General features: G+C 39.8%; 16 protein-coding genes. 12 read left to right on the top strand and 4 right to left on the bottom strand.

Annotated elements, in window-relative coordinates; all coding sequences use genetic code 11:
• Position 1: 1 nt before the first annotated feature.
• From ACEW8O_RS08655 to atpG, 9 genes are all read left to right on the top strand, one after another.
• Positions 2 to 442: a polymer-forming cytoskeletal protein gene (locus ACEW8O_RS08655; protein WP_373494224.1), complete on the top strand. Its 441-nt coding sequence runs from the start codon at positions 2 to 4 to the stop codon at positions 440 to 442.
• Positions 345 to 656 carry an AtpZ/AtpI family protein gene (locus ACEW8O_RS08660; RefSeq protein ID WP_373494225.1) on the top strand — a complete coding sequence of 104 codons (312 nt, stop codon included), beginning with the start codon at positions 345 to 347 and terminating at the stop codon, positions 654 to 656. The genes ACEW8O_RS08655 and ACEW8O_RS08660 overlap by 98 nt, the downstream gene beginning before the upstream one ends.
• Before the next feature lie 96 nt (positions 657 to 752).
• Positions 753 to 1,067, top strand: coding sequence for a hypothetical protein (locus tag ACEW8O_RS08665; protein ID WP_373494226.1), 315 nt, complete (start codon positions 753 to 755; stop codon positions 1,065 to 1,067).
• Between the two features lie 18 nt (positions 1,068 to 1,085).
• Positions 1,086 to 2,108 (top strand): F0F1 ATP synthase subunit A, encoded by a 1,023-nt coding sequence (atpB, locus tag ACEW8O_RS08670; protein WP_373494227.1) that lies wholly within the window; start codon positions 1,086 to 1,088, stop codon positions 2,106 to 2,108.
• A gap of 40 nt (positions 2,109 to 2,148) precedes the next feature.
• Positions 2,149 to 2,403, top strand: a complete 255-nt coding sequence (gene atpE, locus ACEW8O_RS08675) for an ATP synthase F0 subunit C (protein ID WP_373494228.1) — start codon at positions 2,149 to 2,151, stop codon at positions 2,401 to 2,403.
• 83 nt (positions 2,404 to 2,486) lie between these two features.
• A complete protein-coding gene (gene atpF, locus ACEW8O_RS08680) occupies positions 2,487 to 2,981 on the top strand; it encodes a F0F1 ATP synthase subunit B (protein ID WP_373494229.1) in 495 nt (164 codons plus the stop codon).
• A gap of 2 nt (positions 2,982 to 2,983) precedes the next feature.
• The gene (gene atpH, locus ACEW8O_RS08685) at positions 2,984 to 3,544 is read left to right on the top strand and encodes an ATP synthase F1 subunit delta (RefSeq protein ID WP_373494230.1); all 561 of its coding nucleotides are present in this window, start codon (positions 2,984 to 2,986) and stop codon (positions 3,542 to 3,544) included.
• A gap of 32 nt (positions 3,545 to 3,576) precedes the next feature.
• Positions 3,577 to 5,157: a F0F1 ATP synthase subunit alpha gene (gene atpA / locus ACEW8O_RS08690; RefSeq protein ID WP_373494231.1), complete on the top strand. Its 1,581-nt coding sequence runs from the start codon at positions 3,577 to 3,579 to the stop codon at positions 5,155 to 5,157.
• Between the two features lie 81 nt (positions 5,158 to 5,238).
• Positions 5,239 to 6,111, top strand: coding sequence for an ATP synthase F1 subunit gamma (atpG, locus tag ACEW8O_RS08695; RefSeq protein ID WP_373494232.1), 873 nt, complete (start codon positions 5,239 to 5,241; stop codon positions 6,109 to 6,111).
• A 50-nt stretch (positions 6,112 to 6,161) separates the two neighbouring features.
• On the opposite strand, the gene ACEW8O_RS08700 is transcribed toward atpG, so the two are convergent.
• The gene (locus tag ACEW8O_RS08700) at positions 6,162 to 6,797 is read right to left on the bottom strand and encodes a GDSL-type esterase/lipase family protein (protein WP_373494233.1); all 636 of its coding nucleotides are present in this window, start codon (positions 6,795 to 6,797) and stop codon (positions 6,162 to 6,164) included.
• Positions 6,798 to 6,891: 94 nt separating this feature from the next.
• Between ACEW8O_RS08700 and ACEW8O_RS08705 the strand changes: the two genes are divergently transcribed.
• Positions 6,892 to 7,731: a hypothetical protein gene (locus tag ACEW8O_RS08705; protein ID WP_373494234.1), complete on the top strand. Its 840-nt coding sequence runs from the start codon at positions 6,892 to 6,894 to the stop codon at positions 7,729 to 7,731.
• An 11-nt stretch (positions 7,732 to 7,742) separates the two neighbouring features.
• On the opposite strand, the gene ACEW8O_RS08710 is transcribed toward ACEW8O_RS08705, so the two are convergent.
• Positions 7,743 to 9,086 carry an alkaline ceramidase gene (locus ACEW8O_RS08710; protein ID WP_373494235.1) on the bottom strand — a complete coding sequence of 448 codons (1,344 nt, stop codon included), beginning with the start codon at positions 9,084 to 9,086 and terminating at the stop codon, positions 7,743 to 7,745.
• A 120-nt stretch (positions 9,087 to 9,206) separates the two neighbouring features.
• Positions 9,207 to 10,373 (bottom strand): AIR synthase related protein, encoded by a 1,167-nt coding sequence (locus tag ACEW8O_RS08715; protein WP_373494236.1) that lies wholly within the window; start codon positions 10,371 to 10,373, stop codon positions 9,207 to 9,209.
• A 295-nt stretch (positions 10,374 to 10,668) separates the two neighbouring features.
• On the opposite strand from ACEW8O_RS08715, the gene ACEW8O_RS08720 reads away from it, so the two are divergent.
• A complete protein-coding gene (locus ACEW8O_RS08720) occupies positions 10,669 to 12,219 on the top strand; it encodes an RNA-binding domain-containing protein (protein ID WP_373494237.1) in 1,551 nt (516 codons plus the stop codon).
• Positions 12,220 to 12,523: 304 nt separating this feature from the next.
• The gene (gene metK, locus ACEW8O_RS08725; protein WP_373494238.1) at positions 12,524 to 13,777 is read left to right on the top strand and encodes a methionine adenosyltransferase; all 1,254 of its coding nucleotides are present in this window, start codon (positions 12,524 to 12,526) and stop codon (positions 13,775 to 13,777) included.
• A gap of 160 nt (positions 13,778 to 13,937) precedes the next feature.
• On the opposite strand, the gene ACEW8O_RS08730 is transcribed toward metK, so the two are convergent.
• Positions 13,938 to 17,681: hypothetical protein (locus ACEW8O_RS08730; RefSeq protein ID WP_373494239.1), on the bottom strand; the 3,744-nt coding region annotated here is incomplete at its 5' end.

Genomic DNA, 17,681 nt, shown 5'->3' on the forward strand with positions numbered 1-17,681 from the left:
TATGTTCAACAACAACAACAAAACAATCGAAAAAAAATCAGCCGTAGAAATGGTCAACTCCACAAATGTAATTTCGAAAGAGACAAATATTGTAGGTGATATAAATGCCGCTGGTAACATCCGTATCGAAGGACATCTCGAAGGTATAGTACAATCCAAAACCAAGATTGTGATCGGAGATTCTGCCATCATCAAAGGGAATATTTCCTCTCCTGACGCAGAAATATCAGGTAAGGTAGAAGGTGAAGTTCACTGTTCAGGAACCCTGTACCTTAACAAAACTGCAATTGTAACCGGCAACATCACAACCCAAAAACTTGTAGTGGAAAACGGTGCGGTATTCAATGGAAAATGTCAAATGGCATCCTCCTCCCAACCCATGGTTGTCTCCAAATCAAATCAAAGTGACGAAGCCCCCAAAAAACAGATTGCCTCAAACTAATACCTATCTCAAATACATTGGGCTTTCTTTCCAACTTTTTGCCATTATTGGACTAGGAACTTGGTTTGGATGGTTTGTCCAACAAAAAAGCCAGATGAGATTTCCCGTCTGGCTTTTGTTATTTTGTTTTCTTTCTATTGTAATCGCCTTTTATCAACTGTTCATCAGTATGAAAAATGATGAAAAATCAGAGGATGATAATAAAAAAGTATAGTTTTGCGGCCTGTAAGTATTACAAATGAAGGCTATAAAAAAACTGACCATTAAATTACTTTTTTTTTCACTGATAATTGCTGGTATCATTTACCTTATGCAAGAATATATCAAACCTGACTGGGTGCATGAAACCATGTGGAAAATCCTGTCATTTTTTGTTTTGTTGACATGGCTTACAGGAATGTTCTCCCATTACCTTTTGGAGTTGAGCAAAGATAATTCCGTGAATATTCTTTTGGGTGCAATAGCCATCCGATTTTTGGCAAGTATTTGTTTTATTGCCATCATACTTTTACTTGGGACTGAGAATTTAATTTTGTTTGTGGTCAATTTCTTTGCTGTTTATTTCTTTTACTTATTGTTTGATATCTTCGCTCTTATAACTAATTTGCGCCCGAATTCGAAATAAGTCCTAAAAATTCATTTGATGATTCGTAAGTTTCTTTGCTTAACCGTTTTATTTTCAGTGCTTTTGACGATACCATCAATTAGGGCAATCGCTGCCTCGGATGAAGAGGATAAGACAGGTTTTATCATGCACCACGTGAAGGATTCACATGAGTGGCATTTTGCAACTTTTGGGCATACCCATATTACCATTTCACTTCCGGTCATCATTTATAGTGCTGAGTGTGGACTTGATTTTTACATATCATCGGATTTTCAAAACCCCGAGACCCATGCATTTGGCAAAGAATACGGTAAGGACGGATTTTATATTGATGAGCATGACCATTTGAAGGCAGTGGATGAAAATCGGTCCTTTATTGAGCTTTCCATCACAAAAAACGTGATGATGCTATTTATTGTCCTAGGTGTACTGTTATATCTGATATTATCCACAGCCGCTTATTACAAAAAGAATCCCAACATGGCGCCCAAAGGAATCGCTTCATTTATTGAACCGATTGTGATATTTATCAGGGATGAAATCGCTTTGCCCAATATAGGATCCAAACACCAAAAATTCACACCCTATTTACTGACGATATTCTTTTTTATTTTCTGTGGAAACCTCATGGGCTTGATACCCGGTGCAGCCAACCTGACAGGGAATATAGCAATCACTGCTACATTGGCAATATTCACGTTTTTTATCACCAACCTTAACGGCAACAGGCAATATTGGAAACATGTTTTTGCCACACCCGGAGTTCCTGTGCCTTTATTGCTTATCATCGTTCCGGTGGAAATCATCGGTTTGTTTACCAAACCTTTCTCCTTAATGGTCAGGCTCTTTGTGGCCATTACTGCAGGTCACATAGTGATTCTGAGTTTTATAGGATTAATATTCGTCTTTGAATCTTATGCAGTTGGATTGGCCAGTACAGTGATGGTTGTGTTTATCAACATGATCGAATTGCTTGTGGCTACTATACAGGCTTATGTTTTCACACTGTTTTCTGCCATGTATATTGGTCAGGCAGTAGCAGAACATGAGCATCATTAATCTTGAATTTCTTTGTTCAATTTATAAATAATAAACACGTATGTTAACTTCAATCTTGTTATCTGCCGGCTTCGCACTTATGGGTGCAGGTATCGGTGCCGGAATTGCCGCAATAGGCGCAGGTCTGGGTATTGGTAGAATCGGTGGTCAAGCCATGGAGGGTATTGCACGTCAGCCTGCAGCAGCTGGAAAAATCCAGGTTGCCATGTTGATTATTGCAGCCCTTATCGAGGTGATTGCTCTGTTTGCAGTGGTAGTTTGTCTGCTAATTGCTTTGGGTGACTACACTTTCTAAAGAAAATCGGGATTGGCAATAGGCCAATCCCTTTCTTTATTTTAATTGGACAAATTTTAAAAAAACTATAAAATCAATTCGTTATGGATTTAATCGTACCTGGATCAGGATTGGTGATCTGGCAAATCATCGGATTTTCGATTTTCTTTTACATCCTGGCCAAGTTTGCCTGGAAGCCTATTTTGGCCGCATTAGAGAGTAGAGAATCAAGCATTGAAGATTCCCTTAAAGCAGCCGAAGTGGCCAGAAATGAAATGGCCAACCTCAAAGCGGAAAATGAAAGAATCATTCAGGAGGCCAAAATCGAAAGGGACGAAATGTTGCTTAAAGCCAGTGAGACTGTAAAGCAGATGATCGAAGAAGCAAAAAATACAGCCTCCATTGAGGGAGCGAAAATGATTGAGAACGCAAAAGCTGCAATCGAAACCGAAAAATTTGCCGCCCTCGAAGAAGTGAAAGTTCAGGTAGGTGTCTTGGCATTGGAAATAGCAGAAAAAATATTGAAGAAAAACTTTTCTGAAGTTGCCGCACAGCAGGCTTTGGTGGAAAGATTGGTCAAAGATATCAAGCTGAATTAAATATGTCAGATATAAAAGTAGCATCCCGGTACGCTAAGGCTTTATTGGGGCTTTCCGTTGAGAAAAATCAACTTGAAGCCGTCATGGGGGATGTCAGTAAATTATTGTCCATTGCATCAGAGAACAGGGATTTTGAGCTCATGTTGGCCAGTCCGATTGTATCTACTGATAAAAAGCTGAAAATTCTCAAATTACTTTTTGAAAAAACAGCCAATAAAATTACAATTACCTTTTTTGAAATTGTAACGAGAAAAAACCGATCCGAAGTGCTATTGTCCACTGCCAGGGAATTTCAGAGGCAATACAATCTCCACATGGGAATTCAGGTAGCCGAGGTGACGACAACTTTCCCACTTACAGCTGACCTCAGGGAAAGTTTTGTGGAAATCGTAAAAGAAATTTCCGGCCTTGAAAAAGTAGAATTGGTTGAAAAGATTAATAAAGACCTTATCGGCGGATTTGTACTTAAAGTCAACGATAAATTACTTGACGATTCAATCAGCAGAAAATTGAGGATCCTAAGACTCAAATTTGCCCAGAGATATTTCGTCAAAACATACTAAAATCATTTGAATAACATTTTAATAAAAATATAATGGCACAAATTAGACCTGATGAAGTTTCAGCGATATTGAGAGAACAGCTTTCCAATGTCAAAACTGAAGCTGAACTTGAAGAAGTGGGAACTGTACTCCAGGTTGGGGACGGTGTAGCCCGTATATATGGACTTACCAAAGCCCAGGCCGGTGAATTGTTGGAGTTTGACAACGGTCTTAAAGCAATGGTGCTTAACTTGGAGGAAGACAATGTCGGTGCCGTACTCTTTGGCGATTCCAAATTGGTCAGGGAAGGTGATAATGTCAAAAGAACCAAGAGAATTGCTTCTATCAAGGTGGGTGACGGAATGTTGGGAAGAGTTGTGGATACCCTAGGAAATCCAATAGACGGAAAAGGTCCAATAGAAGGTGAACTTTATGAAATGCCTTTGGAGCGAAAAGCACCAGGTGTAATTTACAGGCAGCCGGTGACTGAACCACTTCAGACAGGTATCAAAGCGATTGACTCAATGATTCCGATCGGAAGAGGTCAGCGTGAATTGATCATTGGTGACCGTCAGACAGGTAAAACTGCTGTTGCTATAGACACAATTCTAAACCAAAGAGAATTTTACGATAAAGGTGAACCCGTATTCTGTATATATGTTGCCATTGGTCAAAAAGCTTCTACTGTTGCGAGTATCGTAGCGGCTCTCGAAAAAGGTGGAGCGTTGCCTTATTCTGTGGTAGTATCTGCTGCTGCTTCAGATCCGGCTCCAATGCAGTTTTTTGCACCATTTACCGGAGCATGTATCGGAGAGTTCGTAAGAGATACAGGTCGTCCCGCATTGATTATATTTGATGATCTTTCCAAGCAGGCTGTTGCTTATAGGGAAGTATCTTTGCTTTTAAGAAGACCTCCGGGACGTGAAGCTTACCCGGGCGATGTATTTTACCTTCACTCCAGGTTATTGGAAAGAGCCGCTAAAATCAATGATTCTGATGATATCGCAAAACAAATGAACGATTTGCCGGAATCTATCAGGCATTTGGTAAAAGGTGGCGGGTCATTGACAGCATTGCCGATAATTGAAACCCAAGGCGGTGACGTTTCAGCCTATATTCCTACCAATGTGATTTCCATTACCGATGGACAGATTTTCCTGGAGACCAACCTGTTCAATGCAGGTATTCGCCCCGCGATCAATGTTGGTATTTCGGTATCCCGGGTTGGTGGTAATGCACAGATCAAAGCAATGAAGAAAGTTGCAGGTACGCTGAAACTTGATCAGGCCCAGTTCCGTGAATTGGAGGCATTTTCCAAATTCGGATCTGATTTGGATCCAACTACCAAAAGAACCATCGAAAGAGGTAGGAGAAACCAGGAAATCCTAAAGCAGGCCCAATATTCACCTGTTCCTGTTGAATATCAAGTTGCCATTATTTATGTTTCTACCAGAGGATTTATGGATAGTATTCCTGTTGAAAAGGCGAGACAATTCGAAAAAGAGTTTTTCAATCTTTTGAAGAGCAGTTATCCCGAGGCATTGAAATTGATTCTGAAAGGTGATATCGATGCAGCAGGAAAAATCCTTGAGCAGGCAGCTAAGGATTTGTCTTTAAAATATGCCAAACAATAATCAATTAATAATCAGGTCTTGAGAAGATCAAGCTTTTCAAGACCTGTTTTCAAAATATTTATTTTCTGACTTTAGCATCTTATGGCAAACCTTAAGGAAGTAAAACAAAGGATCACATCGGTGACTTCTACGCAGCAAATCACCCGGGCCATGAAAATGGTTGCGGCTGCCAAACTTCGTAGAGCACAGGATAGAATCCTGAAAATGCGTCCCTATTCCCAAAAGCTTACCCTCATCCTGAATGATGTCATTTCAGGTATGGGAGATGAATTGGAGGTGGTATATGCTGAGCAAAGACCGGTTCAAAATGTTCTTGTAGTAGTCATGACTTCTGACAAAGGGCTTTGTGGTGCTTTTAATTCAAATGCCATCAAGGCAGGGGTTCAATTGGTGGAAAAAGAATTCAAAGATTCAAATGTGACCATTCTTCCATTGGGGAAAAAAGCCTTTGAGTATTTCTCGAAAAAAAAATATCAGGTAAATTCCGGTTATTATGGAATTTTTTCTGATGTGAACTACGATGATGTCCGGGAGATTGCCCTATATGCCATGGATAGCTTTGCTTCAAAGAAGTTTGATCGGGTAATGTTGGTGTATAATCATTTCAGAAATGTGGCAGTACAGGACCTGACAATTGAGCAATTTCTTCCGATGGGTGTAAATCCAGAGGAGGCTATCTCGGTGAGCAATACAGATTATATCCTTGAACCTTCCAAAGAATACGTGGTCCAGGAACTAGTGCCAACTGCATTGAAAACCCAGTTCTTCAAAGCAGTATTGGAAAGCAATGCTTCTGAACATGGAGCTAGGATGACTTCAATGGATAAAGCAACAGAGAATGCCGGAGATTTGTTGAAAGATTTGAAATTGCTTTACAATAGGTCACGGCAAGCTGCCATTACAAATGAAATCCTTGAGATTGTGGCAGGTGCCAATGCCCTTGAAGGAAATTAAAATATATAGATAACAATCAAACCCGAAAAGCTGCCCAGAAGGCAGCTTTTTTACTTTATGGCTTTGGAAACTTCAGCTGCCATGATGGCCAATCCTTCGGTATTCGGGTGAATGCCATCCGGAAATAATCCGGAATGTTCCAGCAAAGGGTCATAGAGGTTGATGACCTTTGATTTAGATTTTTTGGCTATTTCCAAAAGCATCGGGCGCATTTCATTTACCAGAATATCTTCAGTGATACCAAAGTTTGTCTTGAAAACCGGAACGGGAATACAGATGTAGACTTCACCTTTTTTGGGCATGGATTTTTTATATTTGCTTATCAGGTCAAGATAATCCTGAACAAACTCATTTTTATATTTCCAATTTTGGGATTTGGAATCATTAGTCCCCAATTTGATTATAAGGATATCGGGCTGAAAATCCTTTACTTCCGTAAATTGAGGCTCGTTCCAGTAGGGATAGTCCCCTTTTTTCAGTAATGTTCTGCCACTTACTCCGAAGTTCTTGACTTGATATTCTTCTCCAAGGATTTTCTGCATTTTAAGTGGATAACTGTCAGGATTTTCCCTTCCCGGTCCTTGTGTGATACTGTTCCCCACACAGGCGACTTTGATTTTGACTTGTGGAAAAGCCAAAGTAATCAGCGTCAAAAAGAGCAGTGATGTCAATAGATATTTTTTCATAGGTTTTGAATTTTATGAGGTCAATTTACCAGAATAATGGAAGTTGGTACCGTTTTTAGCATTTAATTTTTTTTTGGATATATCTTTAGGCTTTATGAAAGCACTTACAAGGATTTTGAGCTTGTTCAATCTTTTGTCACTTGATGTGGTACTGGGCTCGATGGCCGGGATGTATTTCTTTTCGGGAATTCTTGAAACTTCCTGCCCCCTTCTGTCTTATTTCTTACTGGGATTCGCTGTTTGGGGAATCTACACTTTAGATCACTTGGCAGATGCTAAAATGGCAAAAACGAAAGCCTATTCTTCAAGACACCAATTTCATCAAAAGTATTTTAAGCTGATCTCAGTAGCTTGGTTATTTGTGGCAGGGATCGGGTTTTCATTTTTTATTCTCTTTGAGGAAATCCATTTTGTGATTATTCCAGGTTTTATTTTAGCATTTATGATGATAATTTGGATGGGCTGTCTGAAATGGATAGGTGAAAAAGTATCATGGCTGAAGGAAATTTCTACCGCCGGCTTTTATCTTCTAGGGATCAATTTGGTTCCTTGGTTATTAAAAAATCCTGACTACAATACCAAAATTTACTGTTTGTTATTAGTAGGCTATTTGATTGTTGCGTATTTAAATCTACTTATACTCTCCTATATGGATCAAGAGGGTGACGAAAGGGATAGATTCGGATCAATTTTGGTCTTGTTATCCAAATCCCAGTTATACAATTTCATATGGTTTTTGGGGCTTTCAGGCGTTTTTTTCTTGTTGGTCATCCTTTTCTGGCAACCTTCCTATTTCAGGATTCACATCTGTCTGCTTTTGTTGATGCTTTTGTTTCATCTTATTCAGTTTGCTTCAATTGGTAAAAATGTGGAAACGGTCCGTCAAAAAATGGAGGCTGTTTTTATATTGCCCCTTGTTTTGTTGTTGATTTAAAAGTAGTTATCTCACTCAGCTTTTTCTATTAGTTTTTTGATGATTTCATCAAAATATGCTCCATTATAGGGCCCATACCAATTCATATCCCTAACCTCATAAAGTTTATAATTATAATATTGGTCCGGAGTAATGTATCCGATATAACCCCCATTGAAGCAGGTAATGATCAGGTTAAGACCCTTTTCATTGGCAATGGATTCCCATTCGGCCATAAATACACCTGAGATCTCCCCGCTGGAACTTATGAATAGTGTGTTGCCGATTTGTACCATATCGAAATGTGGATTGGTATCACCAAATACAAGATTGAATATCCAAGGTCTTAAGCGGGTTTTTTCTCTTATCCGATAATGTGCTTTTCGAAGGGCTATTGGAATTTCTGAAGTGTGTATATTGTATTCGCTGTTTATTTCGGTCAATACAATGTTGCCTTCCATGTTTTCTTGAAGGACTTCGGCATATTCCAACACATTTTCTGCAAGATTCCCACTTGCCACCGGTCTATGACTTCCAACAGTTCCCGCTGCAAATAGTGCAAACTCATAACCCGAAACTTCCATTAGTTTTGTTAGGTAGTGGGGATAATCACCTGACAAACCCATAAATTTTGAATTCAAGATAGTAGAGTGAGCACTGAAAGTGAGTAAGGCTGCCTTTTGGCCGTTCCTTTTTTCAATTATCATTTGTCGGATATACGGATCTACTGGATCTTCTGCGATAAGCCTGTTTGCAACCAATGAATCTGCCCTTGACTTTTGGAAAAATATGTTTACCGAATCCTGACTGTTGAGTGCATTTTTCAGGCTCTCAATAGTTTTTGAAGTCATAAGATTGATTAATTTATCATCTTTTCCCCCCAATGCCAACTTCCCGACTAATCCGGGAATATAACCGCCCATGCCACTATGGGTATGGGTAGCTGTAAAATAAATATAATCGAGAGGTAAATTTTCTTTTTCTATTGCTTCCTGGATCTTTTGATGAAGGAAGGGATGAACAATCATCAGTTCATAGTTTAAAAATGCGACATTGGATATGCCGTTTCCAACCACCAAGGTTTTAACAAAGCTGCTGTCCTGGACAAATTGATATTTTCCCCGTGGCTTGTATCCCACCAATTTTGCCGGGCTATCAGGAGTTGCATTTACAGATGACCAACCGGCCAACCATGTGGCACCTTCAGAAGATTGTATCGGGAGGGTATCCAAATGGGCCATGGTTTCATAGTAATAATCCATCTCTTTATAGTCCATCCAATCGACCCTGGTCAAGGTAGCCAAAGCCAAAAAAACAATGATTCCCAAGATCCACGCAAATAATCTGAAAATTCGATGAGCAATGGATTTGGGCATTATGATTTAATTTTTGAATATTCAAAATTGAATGAGGCAGGAATTAAGGAAGAATTTTCTATTCAATTCTCCCTTGTAAAACTGATTTAAGATCAGGGTTTTGATTTTATTGTCTGAAAATTATTCATATTCAAATGTGCCGTGGATTCCCTGTACGGTTACTTTTTTACCTTCATAAGGGAGAACTCTACCGATGATTTTGGCTTCTACACCCAAGGTTTCGGCTATATCAATGATTTCTTCGGCATATCTTTCTTCCAGGTAAATTTCCATACGGTGTCCCATATTGAATACCTTGTACATTTCCTTCCAATCGGTTCCGCTCTCTTCCTGAATGGTTCTGAAAAGAACCGGAGTATCAAAAAGGTTATCTTTTACCACATGTACATTGTCCACAAAATGGAGCACTTTGGTCTGTGCCCCTCCGCTGCAATGCACAATACCATTGATTTTTGGGCGTAGATATTTCAATACATCCACCATAATCGGGGCATAAGTTCTTGTTGGAGAAAGTACCAGTTTGCCCATATCTACCGGTAGTCCGGGTGCAGGATCTGTCAGATTATACTTGCCAGAATATACCAACTCATCCAGTACTGCCGGGTCATAGCTTTCGGGATATTTCGTTTTGAGCAATTTGTTGAAAACATCATGTCTGGCTGAGGTCAGGCCGTTGCTGCCCATTCCCCCATTGTAAAAATCCTCATAGGTTGCCTGACCGGATGAGGACAGCCCAACTACCACATCCCCGGGCCTTATTTTATCATTCGATATCACCTCATCCCTTCTCATCCGGCAGGTAACGGTGCTGTCTACAATCACCGTCCGGACAAGGTCCCCAACATCGGCGGTTTCCCCACCTGTAAGCACTGCATTGACCCCATGGTCTCTCAGCATTTGAAGTACTTCTTCTGTGCCGTTGATAATGGCTGAGATGACTTCTCCCGGGATGAGGTTTTTGTTTCGTCCGATGGTGGAAGAGACGAGGATATTGTTGATAGCACCGACACAAAGGAGGTCATCGATATTCATGATGATGGCATCTTGGGCGATACCTTTCCATACACTTAAGTCACCTGTTTCCCTCCAGTACATATAAGCCAGGGACGATTTGGTACCGGCCCCATCCGCATGCATAATATTGCAGAATTCGGGGTCATTGCCCAAAGTATCTTCAACAACTTTGCAGAATGCTTTTGGAAAAAGTCCTTTATCTAATTTCGAAATTGCTTGATGTACATCTTCTTTGGAGGCAGATACACCCCTTTGCATATACCTTTCGTTCATACGGGTTTTGGGATTGGTTATATGGAAGACAAAGGTAAGGATTAAAAGGGTGATTGGAAGAAAATATGATGATGCTTCAAATACTTAAAAGCTTGAGGAATTCTTTGTGTTCAATTCTTCAGACTAGCAATGAAGAAGGATAACACGTTGCCACATTCAATTTGACCATTTTTGAAATAATTGAGAACTTTGAACTATTTAATAACAAAAATTTCCATTAAAAACGACAATCAGTAATGACTTAAACTATATTAGCTAATTGAAGAAGTATTAAAAACTAAATACTTTTGTAACCATGGCATTGGCAGTAAATATAGACGAACTTATTCACGGCAAAGTGATAGAATGGGAGCGGCTTGAATTTAAACTCGGCTGGAACCCTGAGGATATATTGCATACTTTATGTGCCTTTGCCAATGATATCAATAATTGGGGAGGGGGGTATATTATTATTGGCATTGCTGAAAGTAACGGCAGACCCGTACTTCCACCTAAAGGTCTAAATCCGGATCAAATGGATCGAATACAAGGGGATTTGACGAATCTTTGCCATCGCTTGCAGCCTAACTATATGCCAATAACCCAACCATATGTTTTTCAGCAACGTCATATTTTTTTGATTTATGCTCCCGCAGGTGATATGCGCCCTTATACGTCTCCAGAGGGATTAGGGGACCGTGGTCTGCAAAACAGGTTCAGTTATATCCGTAGTGGTTCCAGGACAATTAAAGCACAGGGGGAAAACCTAAGAAGACTACATGAGCTAACGGCACGTATTCCTTTTGATGACAGGATCAACCAACAGGCACAGCTCAATGACTTGAACTTGGGTATAATAAGGGATTTCCTCCATGAGATAAAAAGTGATTTAAAGGAGGAAAGTACAACTTTGCCATTTGCAGATCTGTGTCGGCAAATGCATCTTGTCAGAGGCCCTGAAGAGGCTTTGAGGCCTTTAAATGTAGGTTTGCTATTTTTCAGTACGGAACCCCATCGTTTTTTTGACCGTGCATGGATTGAAGTAGTTATCAGAATAGATGAATCTGGGAAAAATTTTACTGAAAAATATTTTAAGGGACCACTTCATCTTCAGTTGAAGGACGCCTTGAGTTTTATTAAAAACCAAATTATATTGGAAAAGGTAAGAAAAATTCAAGGGCAAGCTGAGTCAGCAAGGTTCTTTAACTATCCTTTTGAGGCAGTAGAGGAGAGTTTGGCCAATGCGGTTTATCATAAGAGTTATGAAATCGGAAAACCTATAGAAGTTCAGGTTTGGCCTGACAAAATTGAAATACTTAGTTTTCCAGGTCCGGTTCCTCCAATAACCGCCCATATTTTGGCACAAAACCAACGAATTGTTGCACGTGATTATCGAAACCGGAGAGTAGGCGATTTTTTAAAAGAACTTCATTTGACGGAGGGCCGTGGGACTGGAATTCCTACTATTAAACTTAGTCTTGAAAATAACCAATCTCCACCACCTATTTTTGAAACCGATGAACAATGTTTTTACTTCCTAACTATCCTACCGATTAATTTGCAATTTATTAAAAATGAGAAAATATCTGATCAAGTAAGTGTCCAAGTAAGTGTCCAAGAAAGTGTCCAAGAAAGTGTCCAAGAAAGTAACCAAATACTTAAATTGCTTACTTATTGTCTCCAACCTAAATCCAGAGCAGAATTACTTAAAAGCCTTGGGATAACAAATCACTCTAAAAACCATCAGAAACATATCGTACCCTTATTGGAGAAAGGCTTGTTAGAATTAACTCATCCTGAAAACCCCAGGCATAGGAACCAAAAATATACCACCACCGAATCTGGCAAAAAGATTATTAAAAATTAAACTCTTCGGACTTCATTTTATCCAACAACTCATCAATCAGACTATCAATCCCTTTACTTGCAGTTTTTGTCCTGTTTTCCACGATATTGCCATTCCGGTCTATAAGGACAGAATGCGGAATACCAATTATCCCATAGTCATTTTTTAGCTTTCGGGTCCAACTCTCCTCTGCAAAAAAAGATTATCCATTTTAAGACCGTATTTGTGGATATACTCCTTCCATCTTTCCAATTCAATTTTTTATTTCCCTTTGAAACCTTATTTTTACGCACCAATAGAAAATGCTCCAAAATCCATTATTTATATGCCATATTTATTTACTTCAGAATCAGTATCTGAAGGTCATCCCGATAAAATCGCCGACCAGATTTCAGATGCATTGATTGACAATTTTTTGGCCTTTGATCCCAGTTCAAAAGTTGCTTGTGAAACACTTGTCACCACCGGGCAGGTAATTCTTGCCGGAGAGGTGAAGTCTGAGACCTATTTGGATGTTCAGAAAATCGCCAGGGATGTAATCAACCGGATAGGATATACCAAAGGGGACTACATGTTTGATGGGAACTCCTGTGGAGTCCTGTCTGCCATTCATGAACAGTCACCTGATATCAATCAAGGTGTGGACAGATCCAATCCTGAAGAACAAGGTGCAGGTGACCAAGGCATGATGTTTGGTTATGCGACAAGGGAAACTGATAATTACATGCCCTTGGCTTTGGACCTTTCACACAGGATTTTGAAAGAACTTGCCGCATTGAGAAGAGAAAACAAGGAAATTACTTACCTCCGACCGGATGCGAAGGCGCAGGTCACAATTGAGTATTCTGATGAAAACGCCCCTCAAAGAATTGATGCAGTAGTTGTATCTACCCAACATGATGACTTTGATGATGAACCCGTCATGTTGGCCAAGATCAAAAGTGATATGATCAATATTCTGATTCCCAGGGTAATGGACCAACTGAAGCCGGAAATCCGGAAGCTGTTCACGGATAAAATCACTTATCATATCAACCCTACCGGAAAATTTGTAATCGGTGGTCCACATGGTGATACCGGTCTGACCGGTAGAAAAATCATCGTAGATACTTATGGAGGAAAAGGCGCTCATGGTGGAGGTGCATTCTCCGGAAAAGACCCGTCCAAAGTGGACCGTTCTGCTGCTTATGCTACCAGGCATATAGCCAAAAATATGGTTGCAGCAGGAATTGCTGATGAAGTATTGGTTCAGGTTTCGTATGCCATTGGTGTTGCCAAACCTATGGGTATTTATGTCAATACTTATGGCACCTCCAAAGTACAGTTTAGCGACGGAGAGATTGCCAAAAAAGTGGAACAGCTTTTCGATATGCGCCCATATGCTATAGAGCAAAGACTTAAGCTTAGAAGCCCGATATATGAAGAAACTGCTGCGTATGGTCATATGGGAAGGGAAAATGAAGTAGTCACCAAAACCTTCAAGACCCCTGATGGCAAGAAGTTGACTTTTGAGGTAGAGTTGTTTACCTGGGAAAAGCTCGATTATGTTGATGCCTTGAAAAGAACTTTCAACCTTTAATATAAGCGGCGTTTATGCCGATTTTTTTTGCTAAAGTTCAATAATTTTTACCTATAGCCCGCTTTCATTAGTATCCCAAAATCTCGCATCTCGCTTCCCATCTCTTGTTTCTTGGCTCCCCGATAAAAGCATCGGGGCAGGCTTTGTTTCTATTAACAGTTTACTCTTCTTCCTTTTTCCGTCTTCTTTCCAAGGCTTCCTGTCTTTTCCTTTTTGGTACAGTAGGTTGACCTAGGCCAAGACTTCCTTTTAAGCCGCTAAGGGTTGTGCTCCACCAATAGTTAAAAACAAAGCGTGTGGTATCCCGGGATTCATACATTTTGGAGCTAATGGGTTTTCTGAGATATCTCCTTGGATTATTGCTCCTGACGGCAAAAGTGTTGAGGACAAAAGTGAGGATGGCTTTTCGACCGGTACCTCTTTCAAGGGTTCTTTCATCCAATAATTCCAGTTTTAAATCCGAATACAACAAAACCATACTTCCCACGGCTTCACGGTCATCAGCCGTAAATGACCAATCTGCCCCATGGATCTTACCCTGCTTGACTTTTACAAAGACGTTGGATCGGAGGATTGAATTTAAATATTCCAGATCAAATTCACCCATTTGAGCACTTATTTCCATAGGGTATGGTTTTTCAAAAAACAAATGTCCCTGAAGATTCAGATCTGCCTGGCCATTGAGTTTTGCACTGGCCAATAGAGTGATTTCTTCGACAGGAAAGCTTTCATTTTCTTTGCTCAGATGAAAAGGGTAAATGGCCAAGTTCACTTTGTCGAAGAAAATATTTCCGGGAACCAAACCAATCTCAGGAAACTCAGAATATTTTATGGTGGCATTATCAATGAATAAAGAATCCAGGGAAACCTGAACTCCTGCCTTTTTCATCAATTCCTGAGGCAGGGCCTTGTAAACCTCCTCTTTTCTTGGAAATCTTTTATCTCTGAAAAGATCAGCTCTGACATCACTGATTTTTATTGATTTGGCGGCAAAGTTTTTATTTTCCAGATAACCGGCAAGATCAGCACCATTGATGATCAGTACAGGAATGTGGATATTGGCTACATCAGACTGTAATCCTACCATTCTGGTATATTGGAACCTGCCGTACCTTGGGATGAACTCCACATCCGTAAGTTTTATTTCTTTGTTACTGACTGAAATCTGACCGATTTTTATTTTATTCAAGCTGTCTTTAAGGAGGATTTCATAGTTTGGGAGGGTCAGTTGAAAATCTTTTTTGAGTAACGCATTTCTGTCCAATCCACTTAGATCCGTCAGATCAAATTGAAGATTTTCAAGGCCAAAATTGATGGATTTAAATTCTTGCGGAGCTTTGGAAGAGTTTTTATCGAATATACCTATGTCCCCTTCAACGATTTCAAATTCATCAATTCTTAAACTTTCCAGAATCCCTTTTTCATTTGATTTTTCCCCTCTTCCTGAATTATCCGGTTTTTCCTGGTCAATGAAGAATTCAATGTCAGGCCGGTAAAGCCTGAGTTCTTTGATCCAAAGGTCTTTACTGGTCTGTAATTCAGCCAGAGAATTTGTTCTGATCAGGGCTGCCGGGATATGGCCTGAAAACACAGGTACTCCCGGTTTACCGGAAAGGTTTCTGGGAATAATCCTAAAATTATTTATCAAAAACCCCTCATACCTGGTATCAAACTCCACCTTGGAGAAAGTCACCCGATGGATACTGTCATTCAGGGTTAACCAAAACTCATCAATACCCAAAGACAGTCCTCCAAAAAAGCCGGCAATTTCACCTCTAGCTATTTTTGCTGAATCCAAAAGAAAATCAAAAACGGTTAAATTAATTCCGGTATTGATCAATTCCTGTTGTACCCCCTTATCCCTAAAAGAAAGACTGAACTGGGCATTGCTGGCCTGAATCGTGTCAATCATAACGATTTCAATGTTTTTTGGAAGGGTCCTGTCTCTTCCTCTCCTTCTTTCTGACTGTGCTTCGGTTTCCTCCCAGTCATTGTTGACCATAATTTCAACTGTCGAGCCTGAAAGGTTGACTGTTTCGAGATTCAATGTATTGTCAAATAAAAAGGCTTCCAGGTCAACTCCCTTGAATGAGAGCGAGGGTATCCTTGCCGTAATCCTTGTTTTGTCCGAAAACCCGGTGCTTGGATTAAGCCTGACGTTCCTTGTGATGATTTCCTCTTTTGCGGTATTGAAATTGATCCTGTCTGCCAGAATGTTGTATTTTCCATCTGCGAGGTTGAACACATAATTGTTGAGACTTAGATCCACTTCTTCTGAAAAAAGTGAATTGATCCCATCTGGGTTGATTCCTTCATAGATGTGAAAGTTTTTAACCGCTACAGAAACATTGTCTTCAGAGAATGTCCTTGTCCGGTCTCCGAACAAGTTTTCATAATTCAAGGTTGCCCGTTGTATGATAAGGGAATCTACCCGTACTTCCGAAAAGTAATTGGTCAATAAATCCAACATTTCCCCACTGTCCATTTTTTCCGAATCATTTTCAACCTTGGATCGGTATCTGTAAATATTTATTTTGGGAGAAGGGACACGGATCTGTTTTACATTAAGTATTCCTTCAAAATAAGCTCTTCGGATATCCACACCTGTCGCCTGAAATTGGGGGACGAAGATGTCCATTGTGGTACTTACCCCATACCTGTCCACAGATGATTGTATCTGACTTTTGTTGAATGGTTGTAGGGCAAAACCGTTGACCCTTATCTGATTGCTTTTGGTATCGATGAATACCCTATCGGCTTTGAAGACATGAAGGTTATCCGCCAATTTTAAGGCATAGTCTTCTAATTCAAGCTGCAGGTGGTCTGCCCAAAATATCCCTTTACTTTCAGACTCACCGGTTTCCTGGTCCAGCGCAAAGTTTTCCAATTCAATGCTTATTTTGCCAAATGAAAGACTGTCCTGTCTGATCCTGATATTGTTATCCACCACAAGTGAACCCTCTTTGATGACCAAGCGGTTTACATATATGGCCTCAAGGTAATCCCTGGATATTTTTCTTATATCAAAAGCACCTTTCTGATTATTTCCACCTTGGACATCTCTCAGCAGGATATCGGGATTGTTGATGACAATTTCATTGATATCTATTATGCCCTGGTTATATGTTTTTTTGAGATTGGCATCGTTGATCATCAATTCCGGGACTTCTATCTTTAAAAGTGTTTTTTCATCAATCTTTTGATCATCATTTATGGGGAAAAGTCTAAATCCATTGATTTTTATTTCATCATCAAAAGAGGAAAGCAGCACATATTCTCCATGAATCCAGTGAAGGCTATCTCCTAGGGCCAAATCAACCTGAAATAATTCGACAGAGGCCTGATTGGCATAAAAAAACTGATTGGTTTTTTTCGATTCATTTGGACCCACATAAAAATCCTCCATATTGAAATCTATCCTCTCTGCCTTTATCCTGAAGTTGTCAGGGTCGGATGTCGCCCTTTGTGTGAATTTCCCTTCCTCAATTTTAAGATGTTTGATGTTGATGGATTCCAATATTCCCTCTATCAAATTATACAGGTCAAATGCTTCCATATTGAGTTCCTTTCTTTCAGGCCTGATACCTGAAAAAAGGTTGAATGATGGTTTTTGTAATTTGAGTTCACCTACCTCCACTTCAGCAGTGTAAAAAACCTTATTGATATCAGCATCACTTAGGAGCAAATCCTCCAAGTCCACCTGAAAGTAAGAAGCAGATGCTTTGCTAAAATTAGGGGTGATATTTACCTTTTTTGCTTTGATATACTGATCTAAGGAAGAAACTTTAATTTCAGATGACTGTATGGTGTGTACGCTATCCGAAAGTAAGATTTCAAAATTCTGCAGTTCAAAAGAAAAACCTTCGGCATTAAAGGGTGTTTCAGGTGATCTATTTTGAAGCAA

This window comes from Aquiflexum sp. (assembly GCF_041749095.1).
Taxonomy (GTDB): Bacteria; Bacteroidota; Bacteroidia; order Cytophagales; family Cyclobacteriaceae; genus Aquiflexum.